Genomic DNA, 19,947 nt, shown 5'->3' with positions numbered 1-19,947 from the left:
CATGTTTGAAGGGAAGAGTTTATCGCATGCGTGAATGGATCAAAGCTAATGCTGGTAAAACATATAAAAATTTTATCAATGGAGAATGGATAGAAAGTGTGAGTGGAAAGACTTCTGTACTCTATGAATCTGCCATTCCTACCAATGAATTAGGGCATTTTCCAGACTCCGTAATAGAGGATGTTAATCTCGCAGTTGAAGCGGCAGACAAGGCATTTCAACAATGGAAGAATACCCCTGGAACAACAAGAGCGTCTGTCCTTTATCGTTTTGCTGACTTGTTAGAAGCGAACGTAGAGGAGTTAGCCTATATTCTTTCCGCCGAGCAAGGGAAAGTATTAGCCGAATCCCGTGGTGAAGTAAAGCGTGCTGCAACAGAGGCGAGGTTTTCAGCTGGAGAAGCAATGCGTATGGATGGTGCCATTATGCCAAGTGAAAACCCAGAAATTCAAACGCAGGTTAAACGATACCCAATTGGGGTGATCGCAGCTATTGCACCATGGAACTTTCCAGTAGTGACCCCGGTGAGGAAGGTAGCACCTGCGATTGCCTATGGCTGCACCGTCGTTTTAAAACCAGCATCTGTCACACCTTGGTCGACGATACGCCTAATGGAATTATTGGCGGAAGCAGGATTGCCAAATGGTGTAGTTAACTTAGTTATTGGATCTGGAAGCAAGGTTGGAGACCCATTAGTTTCTCACCCATTAGTAAAAGGGATCAGCTTCACGGGATCTACCGCTCTAGGTCTGAGAATAAATGAAATAGCCGCTTCGAAATTAGCAAAAACACAATTGGAGCTTGGCGGGAAAAATGCAGCTGTTGTACTTGACTATGATAATTTGGAATACGCAGCAGATCAAATTGTAAGTGCTGCATTCGCAGTTTCAGGTCAAAGATGTACTGCTATCAGTAGGGTTATCGTTTTACAAGACCAAGCAAACAGTTTAGTAGAAATCTTAAAGACTAAAATGGAAAATATTCTGGTTGGTCCTGCTTGGGAAGAGAATGTAACGATGGGACCTGTTATTAATAGACAGCAGTTTGATTCTGTGATGGATTATATAGAATTAGGAAAAAAAGAAGGTGCTGAACTCGTCTACGGTGGAGAACGACTTCAAGTAGGGGAGAAGGAAGAAGGGTATTACATCCAACCAACGCTTTTTACGAAAGTGAATAAGACAATGAGAATAGCAAAAGAAGAGATATTTGGACCTGTATTGGTTGTGATGGAAGCAAGTGATGTTGCGGAAGCCATCGAATTAGCAAATGCTACAGATTATGGGTTAGCAGTATCCGTATTTACGAACCAATTAGATGTTAGTCATGATATTTCAGATAAAATCGACACTGGAATGGTCCATATTAATCATGGTACAGCCAGTCAAGCACATGTACCTTTTGGTGGTGTGAAGCAATCTGGTTTTGGTGCCTATTCTATCGGGCATTCCAACCAAGAGTTTTTTACAAGTATGAAGGCTGTTTATGTAAAACCAAGGTAAAAAGGTTGCGGCATAGGTTCTTTACTTACCACCTTTGAACAAGCCTTGGATGCGTTTCAATAAAGGAGAGTGCCTATGAAACTAGCTGTGGGAAGTGACCATTGTGGTTATGAGTTGAAATTAGTACTTAAACCCGTCATGGAAAAACTAGGTTGTGAGATTACTGATTATGGTTGTCACTCCTTAGAACCGGTTGATTTTCCAGATGTTGTTCGAAATGTCTGTGAGGGAATTCGATCTGGTAAACAAGATCGTGCCATTATCGTTTGTGGTACAGGCGTTGGGGCAGCGATTGCGGCAAATAAAATTCCTGGTATTCGAGCTTCTGTCTGCCATGATATCCATACTGCGCATCAATGTGTGGAGCATGATGATGTAAATGTCATGTGTATTGGAGCACAGATAGTTGGTGCTTGGCTAGCGGAAGATTTAATTGCATCCTTCTTAAATGCAAGGTTTTCCACGGAGGATCATTTTCAAAGAAGGGTAAGAAAACTTCATGATATAGAGCTAGAGGCAGCTAGAGAGCTTCAGGATAAGAACTGAATTATATCTAATTATTTTGTAAGCCCTTACACATATAGGGTAACTCCTAAAAGGAGTTATGACAGTATGTATACGATATATTGTCAAGAAAAAAAAGGGAGGATTTCAAATGGTCAGTAAGTGGAAAGTGCTATTGTTGGGGTTAGCTGCTATGTTACTTTTAGTTGGTTTAGTTGCTTGTGGGGACGATGAAGAGACGGCTTCTGATAATGATACCGAAGACACAACAGAAGATACAACAGAAGATACAGGAGCCGGTGAAGATGAAGGTACTGAGGAACCAGCAGAAGAGTTAGAAGAAGTGGAAATTCGTTTTTCTTGGTGGGGGGATACTGGAAGAAATGACATGTATAACGAAATTGTTGATCGATTCGAAGATAAATATCCGCACATTACCGTGCAAAGAGAATTTGGTGGCTGGGGAGATTATTGGGATCGCTTAGCGACACAAATTGCAGGTGGGAACGCTCCTGATGTTGTCAGTATGCACCAATTCTATGTGTCTGATTATGCACGTAGAGGAGCACTACTTCAATTGGACGATTTAGTGAATTCAGGAGAATTAGATTTATCTGACTTCCCTGACTCTGCCATCGATAGTGGTAGACTAGATGGAGATCTTTTCATGGTAGCAAAAGGAATTACGATGCCAGGTTGGGCATATAATACGGCTCAATTTGATGCATTAGGTGTCGACTATCCAGACTTAAATTGGACTTGGGATGACTTTGTTGCCAAGGTAATTGAACTAAATGATGCTCTTGATTCCGATAGTCATTGGGGCGTACAAGATATGAGCGGTGGACAGCTTCAACCAAACTTCCGTTATTTCTTACGACAAAGTGGTAAAGATTTGTTCAACGAATCTGGGGAGTTAGCATTTGATACAGAGGATGTTATTGCGTGGTGGACAATGTGGGATGAACTCCGTCAAGCAGGTGCTATTCCTGATGCTGCAACAGGAAATGAGTTTGAGGGTGCGCCACTAGAAGGAAATATGTTTGTCACTGGTAGAACAGCATTAGTTCAAATTCCTGCGAATCAAATTTATCTGTATCAACAACAATTCGATGAAGGGGAAATCCAGATGGTTCGAATTCCTCATATAGACGGTGGTTCGAACGGGGAATACATCGAAGGTGCTTACTTGAGTATAACGGAAAGATCAGACCATCATGAGGAAGCTGCTTTATTTATTGACTTCTTCGTAAATGCTAAAGAAGCAATAGAACTATTTAAAGTAGAACAAGGACCTCCTGCTGGTGTGGAAGCGGCTGAATTTGTAATGGATCTCATTGATCCAGCACAAGCACGTGCGGTAGAGTTTATTCAAACTGCAGTACCATATGGTGAGCCAGCTCCTTATGCTCCAACTGGTGTTAATGAGGTAGAGCAAGCGTTTTCTGATAATGCAGATGCTATTGCTTTTGGTCAAAAATCAGTTGAGCAAGCTGCAGAAGATTTTATGAACGCAGCAAGAAGCATCATACAATAACAGATTAATAGATAGTTAGTTGTTAGTTAAATAAGTGAGATAAGTAATTGTCAGATGCAATCCAACCATAACAACATGTTTTCTCAAAAAAGTTATTGCATCTGACTACTTATTTTAAAGGTAACGTTTTCATGTTGCCACTCCGATAAGATAGTAATTATTCACAAATTAACTGTCTAGCAGCAAGGGCCAAAGTTTCGTTATAACGAGCCTGGCAGATGTATAGGAAGAGAAACGTTACTACCATTATGCTGAGGTTTAGGATGACGATAGTTTCACCGTTACCAACAAGACGCGGTTTTTCATAGTGAAATTTAGGCGCATACGCTTTTTTGAAAGATAAGAATTTATAAGTATTGGCAACTTCGGGCAAGTTGTCTAGCTCCAGTGCCTACGGGCTCGGATCACTTCAGGACTTTTCGGAAGCCAAAAAGCGGCTTCTGTCAAAGTCCTTCCAGTGACTTTCGCCCGTGACCAAGGCGCTTGCGCTTTTCTGTTTATCACATTCAATAAGGAGTTTAATATATGGAAACTATAAAAAATGCATGGCGAAAAAGTTGGGTTGGTTATTTATTTTTAACCCCCTGGATACTGGGAATTTTAGCGTTTACAATGATTCCTATGGGTGCCTCCCTCTATTTTTCATTTACAAGGTATGACATGTTTACTTCACCTGAATGGATTGGCTTAGGTAATTACATCGCTTTGTTTCAAGATGAAAAATGGAAAAACAGTGTAACTGTTACACTAACTTATGTATTTTTAGGCGTTCCTCTGCAATTGCTATTTGCATTAACAATAGCGACCCTGTTGAATAAGGGGATTGCAGGCTTGAGGTTTTACCGTGCGATTTATTATGTTCCGTCCTTGTTTGGTGGAAGTGTTGCCATAGCGATTTTATGGCGTCAAATTTTTGGTGGTAGTGGACTCATAAACAATGTTTTAGATTACTTTGGTATTCAAGGAATCAACTGGATTTCAACACCAAGTACGGCTTTATACACGTTAATTATATTGATGATATGGCAATTTGGTGCGTCCATGGTCATTTTCTTAGCAGGGTTAAAACAAGTTCCTATGGATCTTTATGAATCTGCTAAAATTGACGGTGCCGGCTTTATGAAACAATTTACGAGTATAACGTTACCATTAATCACCCCTGTTGTTTTTTTTAACTTAGTAATGGGAATCATCAGTGCTTTCCAAGCATTTACTCCTGCTTATATTGTTAGTGGTGGAACGGGCGGTCCTTTAGATTCCACATTATTCTATACTCTTTATCTCTATCAAAAAGGTTTTACCCATTTTCAAATGGGATATGCTTCCGCAATGGCTTGGATTTTATTACTAGCCATATCATTTGTCACAGCGCTCATCTTTGTTTCATCCAAAAAATGGGTATTCTATCAGGAGTAGAGGTGAATTATTATGGAAACTAGTAAAGAAATATATACTCAACTAAATAGTCCTATTCAGAAACAAATAAGAAGAAGGCGTGCCACAAAAAAGTTTTTTATACATTTTTTCATTATTCTATTTGGGATAATCATGCTCTATCCATTATTGTGGATGGTGAGTAGCTCCTTCAAAGTGCCTACCGAGATCTTCACCTCCGTCTCTTTCTTCCCAACGGAAGCAACGCTAGATAATTATACTACCGGTTGGGCAGGGGTATCTGGTGTCACTTTTGGGAGGTTCTTTCTAAATACATTTTTTATTGTTAGCGTAGCGATCATTGGAAATATTATTTCTTGTTCTATGGCAGCCTATGCTTTTGCTAGATTAAGATTTTCCTTTAAACCATTCTTGTTTGCGATTATGCTCATTACATTAATGCTTCCATTTCATGTGACAATTATTCCGCAGTATATTATATTTAATCAACTAGATTGGGTAAATACATTTTATCCTTTAACATTACCGAAATTCTTTGCGGTAGAAGGTTTCTTTATCTTCTTGATGGTCCAATTTATGCGAGGGATTCCCCGTGAATTAGAACAAGCGGCAGAAATTGATGGCTGTGGCCCAATCAGAACCTACTGGTATTTGATGTTGCCACTCTCCTTACCTGCTATCGTAACAACAACGATTTTTACGTTTATCTGGACATGGAATGACTTTTTTAGTCAACTTCTTTATTTAAGTAATATCAATTTATATACTGTTGCATTGGGGTTAAGAATGTTTTTAGATGCAGCGGGACAAAGTGCATGGGGTCCAATGTTTGCCATGTCTACGCTATCTCTTATTCCTTTATTCCTTGTATTCGTTTTTTTCCAGAAGTTTCTTATTGAAGGAATTACTGCTGGTGGGGTAAAGGGCTAAGATGTAAAAAGTTAATTGTAGGGGGAATTTCTATTGAAACCAAAAGTGTATATCACAAGAAAATTATCAGATGATATTATTCGGTATATAAGTAATTATTGTGATGTGAGGATGTGGCAAGAAGAGGATACCCCCGTCCCAAGGGAAATTTTAAAAGAGGAAATAAAAGAGATTGATGGTTTGTTCAGTTTACTGACAGATTCCATTGATTGTTACTTAATAGATCAAGCAAAAAATTTAAAAGTGGTTAGCAATATGGCAGTTGGATATAACAATATTGATAGTGATTATGCCATGAAAAAAGGGATAGCTGTCACGAATACGCCTGGAGTTTTAACGGAAACAACAGCAGATTTGACCTTTGCCTTGTTGATGGCTGCTGCTAGGAGAATTAACGAGGCAGAGTTTTTCCTAAGAGACGGTAATTGGAAAACATGGTCACCCATGTTGTTAACGGGTCAAGATATTTATGGTGCGACCATTGGGATTATTGGATTAGGGAGAATAGGCCAAGCGGTAGCTAGAAGAGCGAGAGGCTTTGATATGAAGGTCGTATATCATAATCGAAGGCGATTACTCGATGCGGAGAAGACATGGAATGTGGAATACAAGGAGCTTGAAGAGTTATTACAGGTATCAGACTATATCTGTGTCATGACTCCGTTCACCCCTGAAACAAAGGATTTGATTAGTTTTAATGAATTCTCTTTAATGAAAAACAATGCTATCTTGATCAATACATCCCGTGGTGGAATCGTAAATGAGGAAGCACTTTATGAAGCATTAGTAACAAAGAAAATATGGGGGGCTGGTTTAGATGTTTTTGAAGAAGAACCCCTAAACGTTGATCACCCTTTATTAACATTACCTAATGTCGTACTTACGCCACATATAGGAAGCGCCAGTATCCAGACGAGGCTAAAAATGGCAAAGCTGGCAGCTGATAATATGATTGACGTTTTGCAAGGCAGGGATAATAGGTACGTGGTGAATGATGTTTCTTTGTAGAAGTTTTAGTGGTGGAATATGAAAAGGGATACGGCGAAATTCCATCGATTCAAAGAAAAACATAATAACAGGTTCGAAAACTGTTATACAGTTTAGCTTATACCAGGAGGGGTAATGATGAAGGTTGTGTTAGCTCCGGATTCATTTAAAGGGGCGTTATCTGCTAAGGATATTTGTGCCTCATTGGAGCAAGGTATCAAACACAGTATCCCACATGCGATTGTTCAAAGTATTCCAATGGCTGATGGCGGGGAAGGTACTGTGGAAAATATGGTCGAAGCAACAAATGGTAGAATAATAGTAAAGGAAGTAATGGGGCCACTGAAAAATAAAGTGAACGCCTCTTATGGAATAGTTGATAATAAAACGGTCATTATTGAAGTGGCGGAAGCCTCAGGACTAACATTAATTTCTGAGGAACAAAGAAATCCAATGATAACGACAAGTTATGGAACCGGTGAATTGATTAAAGATGCCTTGGACAAAGGTTTTCGCAGATTTATTATTGGCTTAGGTGGAAGTGCAACGAATGATGCAGGTGTTGGTATTTTAAAAGCATTAGGAATGAAATTTTATAGTGAAAAGATGTTACCTTTGGCTGATGGTGGCGGTTCTTTAGGAGATTTAAAATATATCGATGATACAAACTTGGATCCTCGGATCAAAGATGCAACCTTTATGGTAGCGTGTGATGTAGATAATCCTTTCTGTGGCGATAATGGGGCTAGTGTAATTTTTGGTCCTCAAAAAGGTGCCACTTGCGGAATGGTAGAGAAATTAGATCAAAATTTAAACCACTTTGCAGAGGTCATTTTAAATCACACAGGGGAAGAGGTTAGATCCATAAAGGGAGGTGGCGCTGCAGGTGGTATCGGAGCTATATTCGTTACTTTTTTTAATGCAACGCTGCAATCAGGTATTGAATTAGTGATGAAAGAAGTGAAGTTTGAAGAAAAAATTGCTAATGCTAGTTTAATAATAACTGGGGAGGGAAAGTTGGATAGACAGACATTGTCTGGAAAAGTGATTATGGGCGTTACTACTGCAGCACGGAAAAAAAATGTGCCGGTGATTGCTCTCTGTGGGCAGTTAGATTTATCAAGAGAAGAAATAAATAAGTTAGGTCTATTAGCTGCATTTTCTATTATACAAAGGCCATGTGATCTTAAAGAGGCATTTCAACATACTTCCCCTTGGTTAACCGAGATGATGGCAAATGTAATGAATATCTTTCCGTATTCTGCTCGGAAAGAGGAGTAAGTGTATGGGCGATGATGAGATTACGTATTTCCTTTGTGTAGTGTATAAATGATTAAAGCCTTAGTAAATGTAAGGGTGATGAGGATGCAAACGAGTGGATTTCCTGGGAAAGTTTTTCAGTTTTTTGAATGGATCATGTGGATAGCCTATATTAATATCCTTTGGTTGCTGTTTACAGTACTAGGTGGCGTACTTTTTGGCGCAGTGCCTGCTACTATTGCTATGCTGACCGTTTATCGGAAACTATTTATGAAGGAAATGAATTCGTCCATCTTTCATAGTTTTTATACCACATTTAAAAAGGAATTTATTATAGGGAATGGTTTTGCAGGTATTCTACTTTTTGCAGGATTACTTTTTTATAGCTATGTTTTATTTTTAAGTGTGGCCGAAGGATTTTTATTCTATTTCTTTACAACGCTAGTCCTCTTATTAGCCATTATAAGTATCATCACATTTTTATTCTTACTACCTGTGTACGTTCATTACGAATTAACGTTTCTCCGATATTTTAAGCAAGCCTTTCTCATTGGAATTCTTAATCCACTCCTCACATTTTCGATGATATGTATATTAGGTATGATAATCGCCCTTTATTTATCGGTGCCAAGTATGATTGTGTTTTTAGGAGTTGGTATGTTAGGTTTGGTGAACATGAAATTCGCCATGTTTTCGTTCGAAAGACTGGAAGAGAAAAGGGCGGTAGCACCTACCTCGGGGTAGGTGCTAGTTTAATTATTCCCTTTGAGAAGCTGTCATACGGACAGTGAACCTCTTTGTGTTCCTCGTATTATCCCACTCCATTACTTGACTTTCGTTTGTCTTTCTTTGCTTATGTTTCCAGCATTATCTTTTGCAGTTATGGATAAAACCTTGCCTCTTTTTTGCGGTGTAATCTTAACGGAATAGAATCCATTCTTATCTGTTCGCGCAGTCCCAAGAGTCGTCTTTCCACTCTTCACGGTGATATACGAATTCTTTTCTGCCTTCCCTTTTATATAACGGTGAGAAGCATATACGGTATTTACGGTGGGCGTCGCTGGTGCCGATTTATCCACAACTGTTTTCTTCGTTATCGGACTTTTATTTTTTGCCTTATCCGTTGCGGTGACAGAAAGGACTGTTCCCGCTTTCTGTAGTGGAATTGTTACCGAATAGGCTCCTTTAGAATTTGCTGTACCAGTTCCAATTAATGTAGATCCCCTTCTTACATGGATAACCGCGTCTTTTTCCGCAGTACCTTGAAGTACCTTCGAATTATCACCAATGGTGTTAACTTTTGGAGCGGTTGGTGCAATTCTATCTTCCACGGTTCTTTTAGCAACGGAGCTTTCATTCCCTGCCTTATCTGTTGCGGTGACTGAAAGAACGGTACCAGCAGTCTGTTTAGTAATGGTGATCGAATATGTTCCATCAGATTTTACTGTCGTTGTTCCTAACACAGACGTCCCTTTTAACACCTTTATCACAGCATTTTTTTCTCCGGTCCCTGTTACGGTGGTGGATTTATTAGAAATGAAATTAATTGTTGGTTTCGCTGGTGGTATTTTATCAATCACTGTTGTTTTTACAGCCGTACTACTATTCCCAGCATCATCCTCTGCCGTTACCTCAAGTACTGTACCAGCAGGTTGCGTCGTACTCATAACCACTTTAAAGTTTCCTGCGTCATCAACCATTGCGCTACCCAATAAATGAATCCCTTGTCTTACGGTTATCTTTACTCCAGGCTGTGCTGTTCCTGTGACATTAACGGAGTTATTTGCTACCGAATCAATCATTGGCGCTGTTGGCGGGATGTTCACGTATACTAAACGGTCAAGAGAAGCTTGATTTCCTGAGGTATCTACCGCAACAACACGTAATGTATACAATCCATTCGGTATTCCCCGTGTATCCCAGCTTCCTAACACCCCATCGGTTGCCGTTTCATTAAAACTAATTTCCGACCACTTAGAAGGGGATGAACCCTCACCATAGTGAAGAGAATAGGACTTTAAATCATAATCTTTTATACTTCCTTCTATAGAAATGGTGCCCTTTAAAAAGTCATATTCTGTCGGAGAAGAAATTACAATCTCTGGTTTTTTTAGATCCGAGAAGGTTAATGTTCTACCAGCGCTATCTCCGAATCTTCCACTCTCTAAATGAAACATTTCTAGAAAGAAGGGCAATCCTCCAACCTCTTTTTCCCCAGTCAGATAAAACTCAAAAGTTTTTGCTTCTCCGGATTTGATGACGTCATTCGGGTCAAGAGACTGTACGAAAGAGTGACCGACTGCCCGTAATTCATAGCCGTTCTCCCTTGTCCAATCTGCCACACCTTCGTTCCTGATCGTAAAACGTATAAAAGGCTGGTCCATGACGTCCAGCAGCTGCCCATTAGGTGGCATAGTGAATGAGACAACGGTAGAGTCCCGCAGCAATCTTGCCCTTGCTTCGATGGGTTCAGAGTAGGCGGAAACATTTCCACCTGAGTATGGACTTTTATCCCTCGCACTGACAGAAATTGTATACGGCTGCTTTAATTTTAAATATTGTGGGTCGATTTTAATTGAATTAGTAGTGGTTACTCTATTGATTTCAAAGCCTGAGCTATTGTTTAATCTTACCGAATACTCTTTGATTCCAGCTCCATTATCCGTAGATTCATCCCATTCAATCGTAAAATCACTCTGAAGCTCATTTGTCACTCTCACATTGGTTGGTATAGATGGAGCCGTCTGATCCGGAATGGATACAGCAAGTTCATCTGAAGAAACATGCCCGTAATCATTGTAGGCAAGAATTTTAAAATAGTATCTATTAGGGTTTTTATCTGTTCCACCTGCACGGTTGTAGAACGAACTAGGGTTATCCGGTAAGCTGGTTCCACTTCCGTCGAGCCTTAAGTTATATTGCCCATTGTTCATTTGCTCTTCCGTAGGCCATAGATTTTTTCCATTCGTTGACCAAGTTGTTTGTGTTCCAACATCAATCGCTTCAAATTCGTTTCCATTGTAAAAAAGAATTTGGTAACCTTTCGCACCAGCAACACTATGCCACTGGAGATTTATATAACCTGTTTCTGAATTTTTTCCAAGGCCATAACCAATCCCCTTTACTCCTGAAGGTGGATTGGAATAACTAATTTGAAGGGCAGGAATATAAGAAAGGTTATTATTGATTTTATAAAAAGACCGTAGTGTATCTACTCTGTCATTATTACTTTTAAGTGCCAGTCCATCATTAGAATCGGGATTGCTATACCACTCTTGAACAAGGGATGAAACGTCCCATAGAAACCGAGAGTCCCCTTCATACTTACTATCAGTTAATTGGGTATAGGCTGCTTCACTAATCATTGGCTGATCTTCCCACGTGACCTGATCTGCCTCCCAGCCTTCCATGATCTTATGAATTGCATAGGAATCATCTTTATATCGTGGAAGGTTATAATCTGGAGAAGTTGACTTTCCTTGTTCATACAGCTGTAATGTTGCACCTAAAAAAAGCTTGTTCTCTATTGAAGGAAGGTCGCGACCAAAGTTTATATACGTTTGATAGTTTCCCGTGTCGTCTGTTCCAAACTTTATGATATTCTCTTCTGTGAATACTACGTCGGCATTCGCTTCGGAAGCGTACGTGATGGTTTTTTGGGGCTCAACAGAGGTGGTTAAATCTCTCGGAATCCATTTACCCGTTGCTTCTTCTTGATCGAAAACAGGGAAAGGAAATACATCAACTGTTTCCGTTAAATCGGAATTGCGAAACGTTCTTGTGTTTTCTGTTCTTTCTGTTAAAATTTCGGTCACTCTAGTAGCCGCATGTGTTTGGATACTAATAGAAGGGAGAAACATACTTAATACAAGATTAATAATTATGACAGACACGAAAACCTTATAAGCAACCTTTTTTTTCATACGTTATTAGTCCTCTCAACGTCCGATTTTAGATTTATTGAGAAAAATATACACCAAAAGGGAGAAGAGGTAAATAAAATAATTTTTTAATTTTTTTGGGGGATAAAGGGGTTGAGGGACATAGGGACAGGTACGTCGTCTAAGTGGGAAATGCTTTTTCACCAAACCACTCCAAATAAATACTTAGTTCATATTTGGTCCTCCCTGTTTGTTGAACAAAGGAGGCGACATGATCTTGTGCTAAGCTCTCCTTTAGTGGAAGGCCAAAATTAACTAATAGGTTCTCTGTTTCCCTAAAAATCATCCATTTTTCATTAAAGCCATTTGATCCAGAGAGAAGTCATACGACCGGCACTAATGTAAAACCACCTTAAAAAGCTTGCTTTTCCATCCATTCACTCAAGTGACTTAACTGCGCATCAATTTCATTACGCAACGACACTGCCCAATCATCGTAGTTGTCTACTAATATAGTTTCTGGCATGAAGATTGGTAACTGTTTGCACAACTCGTATCGAATCGTCGGGTCTTTTTCGAGATATGCTTGACGGACAATGGCAACAAAATCGACTAAGTCACATTTGATTTTGTATTGGATTGAAACGGTTCCTTGTTGAGACAATAACCCATTTACAGATCCGATTGGATGACGTAGTAATTTTGCCAAATGATGAAGACAGACTTTCAAATTTGCTCTTGCTTTGTCCTGAGCAAAGTGGGGAAAAAGCTCTTCACACAATATATCGCGTGTCGTTACCGGGTGAAAGGCTAAATAAGTAAGTAGTCTCTTGGCATGGCGCTGATTCCAGCCGGATTCAATTGAAATCGAATCAATCTCGACACGGAATCTGTGTAATAGATGAATGTCAAGAATGGGAACTCTTCGCGATTCTATTTGCTCTTCTGGTTGAAATACCATTTGTATAAATTGTTGTGATTCTTTTCGGGAGAAGTTATGAACACATATCCGTGTTGCAAATAGTTTGATCCATTCCGCCACGAGTTCAGGTTGTTCTAGAAATAGAAGAAACGACGCATTGGGCACGGTTATAAGTGTGCTGTTTTGCAATAGAAAAGAACTTGCATTAAGAAATGAATTCGGACTTGTCATATTCATTTCGCCTGTTAATAGAAGGGTCGGACAGGTGACATCTGCAAGTTCTAGAAGCAGTGCTGAATTAGATGTTAGCTCAACCAAATTAGAAAAATGCCCTGCTGGGTAGCCGAGCAGTACTTGGAAATAATGTCTGAGCCCTGAATTCTCCGGACCAAGTGTCGTATATCCTCTTAACAGTTCTTCATACTGGCGGAGAAAGTGGGGATGCCCTGCTTCCATCGTTTGTTTCATATGTGGAAATACGTGCCGAGCTAGATGAGAGTGTGCATTATTTGTCGACATATACGGAAGCGACATGAGTGTAAGGGCTTTGACATGATCGGGATACGCGCGGGCGTATTTCACAGCTACATGTGTCCCATAACCAAATGCGACTACATGGACTTCTGATAGCTCCAATCTTGTAATGAGTCTATTTAAATCCTCACACAAAACGTCCCATGTGATCGTCCCCTCTTCATAATGACTTTGTCCATGCCCTCGAATATCGTACTGTACAATGGAGAAGTCTGTTACAAGTAAGTCAATAAAACGCCCCCAGCACGAGGAGTCAAGTGCGAGTCCGTGAATGAGCAAAAGTACTTCCTTACTCCCACTCCTATTATCAATCCACTCGTAATACATGTTATGTCCATTTACTAGTTCTAAAGGCATGTTTTCTCCTCCTGTTTACCGACTTATTCCATAATATTTCGACAAAAATCCTTATTTCCCTTCTTTTTGTTACCGTCGCGTTACCGATGATTAGTTATAATATACTAAATTAACTAATGGTAAAAATAGTAAATTTTTATCATTGGTAAATATATTTTTAAATACTTTATAAGGAGGCAGGAATGAAAAAGTTTATTTTAATAGGGTCTTTCATTGCAATTATGATTATTATTGTAATGACATCAACTGTATTTTTTCCACTTAAAGATGAAGCGAATGTTTCAGTTAAAGACGTTGGAGATCTGGATAGTAGTGAAGAACAGGTAATTGATAGTGAAGAAACTGAATTGGATAGTAATGATAACATTATGTTAAAGGTTATTAACGGGGAAGTCATAATTGTAAGAGATGATCAAGAAACGATCGAAACAAATGAAATACAAATTTTTTCAGGAGATAGGATCATAACGAAAGAAGATTCAGCAGCTAAGGGTGAAATGAAATCAGGCGAAGTGTTTATAATTGGTGAGAATTCATCCATAGAAATGAAAAAAATTATGGATGACGAAAATGGTGTTCATGTTGAAATGAATCAACATTCAGGCTTGGTATATCATATGGGAGAACACGAATCGTATTTTGTGAATATAAATGATTTTCAGTTTCAGCCAGTAGGTACACACTTTTTTACGTCTATTGATGAGGGAACGGGGGAGTCTACTGTATTTGTGGCTTCAGGTGTAGTGAGAACATCTTCTATTCCAGAACCGGATAGATTTACAAATGTGTTGCCAACTCAACAAATGAAAGTACCTGCTGTAGACCGGGACAACACACATGCTGGGGTTATTTCAACTGGAGACCTTGTAATGGATTTGGATCATTCTATTTTAGCGAGTTTTATAGAGAACAAAGCGTTAATCGATGATGAAAATGAAAGGTTATTGGAATTGTTAAATAGTAACCGAGGTCTGAGGGAAGAATATGGATTAACTTCGGATGTAGATATGGATGGGTTAAAAGAAAACACCAATATGTTGCATGAATATGTTCTAAATCAATCTATTAAAAGTGGGAGTATTTCTCAAGAAGAAGCGCAATTATTAGTGGATCAGTTTAATAGTAAGGTTGAAGATGAAGGTCGACGTATTGACTTGAATAAAGATATTGCGATGCACCCGCTAGATTTGGAGAATCAACGAGCTGATAGGCAACGTGAGAGGTTGGAAGAGGAGAGAAAGCGACAAGAACAACAAAGTCAACGTGAAGAACAGCAGAGACAACTTTTGGAGCAATTGCAACAAAGAGTGGAACAACAAAGGGAACAAAATCGCTTAGCACAGGAACGGGCTCGTCAGGAGGCAGAGAGAAGATATTTAGAACAATTAAGAGAGAAAGAGAGACTGGCATTTCAGGAACGAGAGCAGGCGAGAGAAAGAGAGAGGCCGCCGGTTGTTCCACAACCTGATATGGAGCGGCAACGAGAATTGGAACGGCAACGGGAATTAGAGCGTCAACGGGAATTGGAACGGCAACGAGAATTGGAAAGGCAACGAGAATTGGAAAGGGAAAGGTTAATAAAAGAAATAGAGGACTACTTAGGAACCATTTCCGTCACTTCACTTGATATGTCAGAAGGAGTATCAACAGTTGATTTACGTATTTTATATGCTATGGATGAGAGAATTAGGACAACCGTTCATGTGGACGATTTAGAGATTGTTACTGCAAAGATTGAGGATTCTCAATTACAATTTACTCCTATCAGCCCTGGTGAAACAAAAATATTATTTGAGGTTGAAATAGAAGACGAAGTGATAGTGAAAGAGATTAACATCAGTGTTGTTATTAGTATTCCATTGGAAACTGCAGTTTCAGTCGATTTTATTGATACAAATCCTTTATATAATGAGATAGTTCCTGAAGTCATCATTACAAGAGCAGAAAATGAATTGTATTTGACGGACTATGTGCTATTCTGGGCAGATGAACAAAAGGAGAAACTTGGTGAACCAATTGCCAATCTTGAAAAGACTGGTGATGACATTCATTATATTTTTCCAGAGGATATAGAAATACCTAATGAAGCAAAAGGCGTTCTAGTTTTTTCTAAAAATGAGTTCGGTTTATCTCATGTTTCTGTCTATACTCCTATCATCGATTACCAGGCATATTCGATTGATAGGAAAGTAAATGACCGCGAAGTGATAGAAAATGATTATTCTGGTGTGGAGATATATGGCATTTTCATTGATCCGTTCGGAGAAGAGGTGGAGATGTATAGTCAAGAGTACCGCCTAGAGGTATTGAGTACTCATGAATCAGTGAAGGTAGAGGTTATGGATGGGTGGATAAAACTTGAGGGCGTCCATCCTGGTGAGGCGTCTATCACATTGAATCTATACTATGCTGAAGGTGAAGACTTGTTGGCGTCTACGACATTTAATGTTACAGTAAGGAAATTTATTTTACCGAAGTATGGACCTTCATTTGTAGAATATACTTTCGATAATGATGATGAGATGACGATCAGAGTCGGAAAAGCTGAAGATGAATCAGATATCCTTGGATATTCAGTATATTGGTCAAATGAAAATTTTGAGAGAATAGCGATGTTTACTGGTGTTGCTGTAGGGTCGGAAATGCAGATTAGCATGCCACGTGATTATATATTTACAACAAGAATACTTGTCGTAACCTATAACGAGATGGGGGAATCTGAGGACTTTGTCTATGTTGATATAGAATTCGATATGTAACAATATCTATGATTGATGGAATGATTTTAGTGAGTGAATTTGGTGCTTGACCCCGGATGCGTTAAAACTTTAACGCTCTGAGGGATGAGGCACACTGGCCTTGTATGAGTAGTTATTCATTTCAAATATTCAATGTAATGAAAGTTGTTTCTAAAAATAAATATTGCTCCTAAACTAGAATAGATGAAGACAATGAAAATGAGATCCAAAATATGATTGAAAGCTTTCGACCATTTAAATAAGAATCAAGTCGACATCCAATCATGGAATAATAAGGGTACAAGTGTCCCTGTACGTTTTGCGAGACGCAGGGTATGTGCAGACCTGTGTCTCGCGATTATAATTTCTTGGCGAAAATTAATTATCACATAGCACGGGAGCTTTTTCGGCCAATTGAAAATCGTGTTTGAATAAAGGTTAACAATATAGCTGTTCCAAAAATAAACAGTAACCTTGTAAGGAAATGTTCTTCACCAATGGATGTGCCTAAGTCAGTAAATTTCAAGATATAAATAGGTATAAGATGCCATAGGAACAACCAGATTACGTTTTCTGAAACAAAGATAACAAACTTATTGCGCCAAAGCTTTTGAACACCTTTGATCTGTACGAATAAATATAATAATAAACTTGAAAATAAGCCGTATGAAAAATAATATAATGTTGGTAAGTACCTGTCATACTGAGTAGAACTAAATCTATTCCACACCAGTAATAGAAAATAGACAATGAAACAGAAGACACAAACAAGAATTATCTCCCTTGTCTTAAGCTTCTTTAACCTAATACCTAATGCTACGATTAAGCTAAATCCAAATGGATGCATGACAAAATGCTGAAATAATAGTTGGTAGTTACCGTTTGAAAAATCATAGTTATATTGTAATAAAAAATAATATAACAGAAATCCAATTAATAGAATGAGAAGATATAATTTATTACTCTTAATCTTGTTACTCAAGCTAAACAGTAGTGGACTAAAAATAGAGACAAGAAAAAAGACTTTCACAATCCAAATGTACTCAATATTACCAACCATCAGATAGACGAAGATAAAATGAATCCAATCTAAATTATTGAAATAATAGGAATCGTTCATAATTAAGGAAATGATATAAAAGAGAATAAAAAATATAGTTAGAAATATCCACGTTGGAATAACAATCTTGTTAAATTGATTTTTTATATAATACATGTAATGGATACGCTTCTCTTGATAATATAAATAAAATGACACCCCTATGAGAAGGACCATTAAAGTTATATCGTAAGCTACGATTTGGTTGATAGATGTATTAGGGTTACTGTGCGTGATCATAATACTAATTATTGCAATGACTCTTAGAATATCTACTGTCCTATCATTCTCCATATTGGTCACTACCCCTATCGATTTTTCCATTTTAATCCATTATAACATTAAAAACTAGTATAGGAATCGACAGGTGCCAGCGTATAATGGTAAATAAGTCAATAATGAATTTTGGCTAAAAAAGGGTAACTCAAACTAAACCTTCCGTTTTCCATTTTTTTGAAAAGGATCAACTATCACAGAACAATATAAAAGGACTCTTCTACGACGTGAAAGGATCTTGCGTTTTCATACTACAGAGGTACCGCCTAGTAAATACAACTTTTTCTTCACGTATTATTCGTACTTGCAGGACAAGATCCATTACGCTGGCACGCGAGGTCTAAAGCCTCAGGCACAATAAACAATGTGATCTAACGTCCTAGAGGAGTCCCTGTTTTAACCTTCTAAATTTAACTTCTAATTTTTATATCTTATATGTTTTATACATAGGATTTATAAATTGGTTGCTTTGATTATTATAAATAGATTTTTACTTTCTAAGCCGATTGGTGGTAAGTTTCAGACGCTACGAACTTTTCATAAAAACGTTTTATATTAGGACTATGCAGCTTTTTATATAATTCATTGTATAAACGATAATTCCCCTGGTTAGTACGGTATAAAGTATTGTTTCGGATCATTGAAAAGGCTAAACGTATCATACGATTCCCTAATGCCACGTATGCTTGTCGGTGGTGTTTCCCACGTTCTTTGAACGCTTTGTACCTTTGATTCATCTCTGGGTTATTATGGGCCAATGATCTCCCTACTTGGTAAACAATATTTCTAAATTGCCTTCTTCCTTGCTTTGAGACTCCATAGTAGGAAGGATTTCTGTCGCCTGACTGCTTGACAATTGGATTCGTTCCAGCCATCTTGATTAATTGCCCTGCATGATCAAAATCCGATATATCGCCCATTTCCGCAAACAATTCAGCACCAGTCACAACACCTATTCCAGGGACGCTTAGGAGAATTCCACCGTCGGTTTCAATGAAAAGATCCTCTATCCTTTTCTCTAGCTCTTTAATATTCCTATCGAGTAAATCAAACTGATCTAACTTTTGGTTAAGAAGAAATTGTTCTGATTTTACCAATTGTTTTCCTCTTGAAATGGAGTTTTGAGCGAAATCTAGTAATATATCAATACTTTCATCTCGTATTTTGAGATTATGATCAACAGATACTTTGCGTAGCCCTTCGGCCCCAAGAGTAAGTATATCGCTAGGATGTAAATAATGGCGCATGATAAACCGTGAGGTTTTCCCAAAGAGATCCGAAAAGGGTTTCACTTTTTCTCTTTTTCCATCGACCCATACACTTTTTCCTTGAAACTCTCTAAATATATGATCAATATAAGACCTTATTAAATTCTTCATTGTAGACATTTCTTTCACTAATTCACGGCGAGCACGTGTTAATTTTTGTAGTTCACGTATCTTTCCGCTCGTCAAATCGGCGAATGTACCATGTCCATTTATTAGTACTTGGATGATAGCCATGAGATCCAGGTTATCTGTCTTCGACCAATTTAAAAGTGCTTCTCGTTCCTTGGCGGTAGTCGCTGAATTAATGATACGAACATGAAACCCTGCAAGATGACAATGAAGAACTAGGTCCTCATAGTAATGCCCTGTTGTCTCCACTCCGACTACAATCTCCTTCTTGCCATATTCTTTTTCTATTTTGCTTACTAGTTCCTTGACCCTTTCAATTCCCGTAAGGGATGCATCGAACTCAAATGGGCTTACAATGATTTCCCCAAAATAGGTACTAACCATCCCTTTATGGGTGTACTTTGCTGCATCCACTCCCACTAATAATATATTCTCTGTTCCTACGTCTTTAATAAACTTAGCCCATCGACTTCCATTTTTCCCTTGAATGTGTTTGAATATAGAATGAGTCATCGTTTTCTCTCCTTTGGTTGGGATAGTATATTAGAAGTTCTGTGATAGGTACTTCTATACTACTAGAAAACGGTGACCTTTTTTATTATCTTGATCTATTTACTATACTAGGCAC

The 19,947-nt window shown here is 38.5% G+C and carries 13 protein-coding genes; 9 read left to right on the top strand and 4 right to left on the bottom strand.

Annotation, left to right across the window (positions count from 1 at the left end; all coding sequences use genetic code 11):
• The first annotated feature begins 26 nt into the window (after positions 1–26).
• From KS419_RS05475 to KS419_RS05440, 8 genes are all read left to right on the top strand, one after another.
• The gene (locus tag KS419_RS05475) at positions 27–1,502 is read left to right on the top strand and encodes an aldehyde dehydrogenase family protein (protein WP_246593666.1); all 1,476 of its coding nucleotides are present in this window, start codon (positions 27–29) and stop codon (positions 1,500–1,502) included.
• 75 nt (positions 1,503–1,577) lie between these two features.
• Positions 1,578–2,048 carry an RpiB/LacA/LacB family sugar-phosphate isomerase gene (locus KS419_RS05470; protein WP_217065065.1) on the top strand — a complete coding sequence of 157 codons (471 nt, stop codon included), beginning with the start codon at positions 1,578–1,580 and terminating at the stop codon, positions 2,046–2,048.
• Between the two features lie 109 nt (positions 2,049–2,157).
• The gene (locus KS419_RS05465; protein ID WP_217065064.1) at positions 2,158–3,543 is read left to right on the top strand and encodes an ABC transporter substrate-binding protein; all 1,386 of its coding nucleotides are present in this window, start codon (positions 2,158–2,160) and stop codon (positions 3,541–3,543) included.
• A gap of 525 nt (positions 3,544–4,068) precedes the next feature.
• Entirely contained in the window at positions 4,069–4,959 is an 891-nt protein-coding gene (locus KS419_RS05460) for a carbohydrate ABC transporter permease (RefSeq protein ID WP_217065063.1), read from the top strand.
• A 12-nt stretch (positions 4,960–4,971) separates the two neighbouring features.
• Positions 4,972–5,868 carry a carbohydrate ABC transporter permease gene (locus KS419_RS05455; protein ID WP_217065062.1) on the top strand — a complete coding sequence of 299 codons (897 nt, stop codon included), beginning with the start codon at positions 4,972–4,974 and terminating at the stop codon, positions 5,866–5,868.
• Positions 5,869–5,901: 33 nt separating this feature from the next.
• On the top strand, positions 5,902–6,876 hold the full coding sequence (locus KS419_RS05450) for a 2-hydroxyacid dehydrogenase (RefSeq protein ID WP_217065061.1): 975 nt from the start codon (positions 5,902–5,904) through the stop codon (positions 6,874–6,876).
• Between the two features lie 117 nt (positions 6,877–6,993).
• Complete coding sequence (locus KS419_RS05445) at positions 6,994–8,136, top strand: glycerate kinase family protein (RefSeq protein ID WP_217065060.1); 1,143 nt, start codon at positions 6,994–6,996, stop codon at positions 8,134–8,136.
• Positions 8,137–8,220: 84 nt separating this feature from the next.
• A complete protein-coding gene (locus tag KS419_RS05440; protein ID WP_217065059.1) occupies positions 8,221–8,859 on the top strand; it encodes a YesL family protein in 639 nt (212 codons plus the stop codon).
• Between the two features lie 80 nt (positions 8,860–8,939).
• On the opposite strand, the gene KS419_RS05435 is transcribed toward KS419_RS05440, so the two are convergent.
• Positions 8,940–12,038 carry an Ig-like domain-containing protein gene (locus tag KS419_RS05435; protein ID WP_217065058.1) on the bottom strand — a complete coding sequence of 1,033 codons (3,099 nt, stop codon included), beginning with the start codon at positions 12,036–12,038 and terminating at the stop codon, positions 8,940–8,942.
• 370 nt (positions 12,039–12,408) lie between these two features.
• Positions 12,409–13,809 carry an alpha/beta fold hydrolase gene (locus tag KS419_RS05430; protein ID WP_217065057.1) on the bottom strand — a complete coding sequence of 467 codons (1,401 nt, stop codon included), beginning with the start codon at positions 13,807–13,809 and terminating at the stop codon, positions 12,409–12,411.
• Between the two features lie 182 nt (positions 13,810–13,991).
• Here KS419_RS05430 and KS419_RS05425 point away from each other — a divergent pair, with 182 nt between their 5' ends.
• Positions 13,992–16,568: a FecR family protein gene (locus KS419_RS05425; RefSeq protein WP_217065056.1), complete on the top strand. Its 2,577-nt coding sequence runs from the start codon at positions 13,992–13,994 to the stop codon at positions 16,566–16,568.
• A gap of 364 nt (positions 16,569–16,932) precedes the next feature.
• Here the strand turns inward: KS419_RS05425 and KS419_RS05420 are convergent, their stop codons facing one another.
• Positions 16,933–17,940, bottom strand: a complete 1,008-nt coding sequence (locus KS419_RS05420) for an acyltransferase family protein (protein WP_217065055.1) — start codon at positions 17,938–17,940, stop codon at positions 16,933–16,935.
• A 479-nt stretch (positions 17,941–18,419) separates the two neighbouring features.
• Positions 18,420–19,832: an IS110 family RNA-guided transposase gene (locus tag KS419_RS05415; protein ID WP_217065051.1), complete on the bottom strand. Its 1,413-nt coding sequence runs from the start codon at positions 19,830–19,832 to the stop codon at positions 18,420–18,422.
• Positions 19,833–19,947 lie beyond the last annotated feature (115 nt).

The sequence above is a fragment of the Evansella tamaricis genome (assembly GCF_019042215.1).
GTDB classification, from domain to species: domain Bacteria; phylum Bacillota; class Bacilli; order Bacillales; family Salisediminibacteriaceae; genus Evansella; species Evansella tamaricis.
The sequence above is the reverse complement of the archived record's forward strand: the minus strand, read 5'-3'. Positions and strand labels throughout refer to the sequence as shown.

What these genes read in the sequence shown, in the direction of transcription:
- KS419_RS05460 (WP_217065063.1), top strand. Translation starts at nt 4,069, where the DNA reads ATGGAAACTATAAAAAATGCATGGCGAAAAAGTTGGGTTGGTTATTTA.
- KS419_RS05465 (WP_217065064.1), top strand. Translation starts at nt 2,158, where the DNA reads ATGGTCAGTAAGTGGAAAGTGCTATTGTTGGGGTTAGCTGCTATGTTA.
- KS419_RS05435 (WP_217065058.1), bottom strand. Translation starts at nt 12,038, where the DNA reads ATGAAAAAAAAGGTTGCTTATAAGGTTTTCGTGTCTGTCATAATTATT.
- KS419_RS05415 (WP_217065051.1), bottom strand. Translation starts at nt 19,832, where the DNA reads ATGACTCATTCTATATTCAAACACATTCAAGGGAAAAATGGAAGTCGA.
- KS419_RS05430 (WP_217065057.1), bottom strand. Translation starts at nt 13,809, where the DNA reads ATGCCTTTAGAACTAGTAAATGGACATAACATGTATTACGAGTGGATT.
- KS419_RS05475 (WP_246593666.1), top strand. Translation starts at nt 27, where the DNA reads ATGCGTGAATGGATCAAAGCTAATGCTGGTAAAACATATAAAAATTTT.
- KS419_RS05455 (WP_217065062.1), top strand. Translation starts at nt 4,972, where the DNA reads ATGGAAACTAGTAAAGAAATATATACTCAACTAAATAGTCCTATTCAG.
- KS419_RS05425 (WP_217065056.1), top strand. Translation starts at nt 13,992, where the DNA reads ATGAAAAAGTTTATTTTAATAGGGTCTTTCATTGCAATTATGATTATT.
- KS419_RS05470 (WP_217065065.1), top strand. Translation starts at nt 1,578, where the DNA reads ATGAAACTAGCTGTGGGAAGTGACCATTGTGGTTATGAGTTGAAATTA.
- KS419_RS05420 (WP_217065055.1), bottom strand. Translation starts at nt 17,940, where the DNA reads ATGGAGAATGATAGGACAGTAGATATTCTAAGAGTCATTGCAATAATT.
- KS419_RS05445 (WP_217065060.1), top strand. Translation starts at nt 6,994, where the DNA reads ATGAAGGTTGTGTTAGCTCCGGATTCATTTAAAGGGGCGTTATCTGCT.
- KS419_RS05440 (WP_217065059.1), top strand. Translation starts at nt 8,221, where the DNA reads ATGCAAACGAGTGGATTTCCTGGGAAAGTTTTTCAGTTTTTTGAATGG.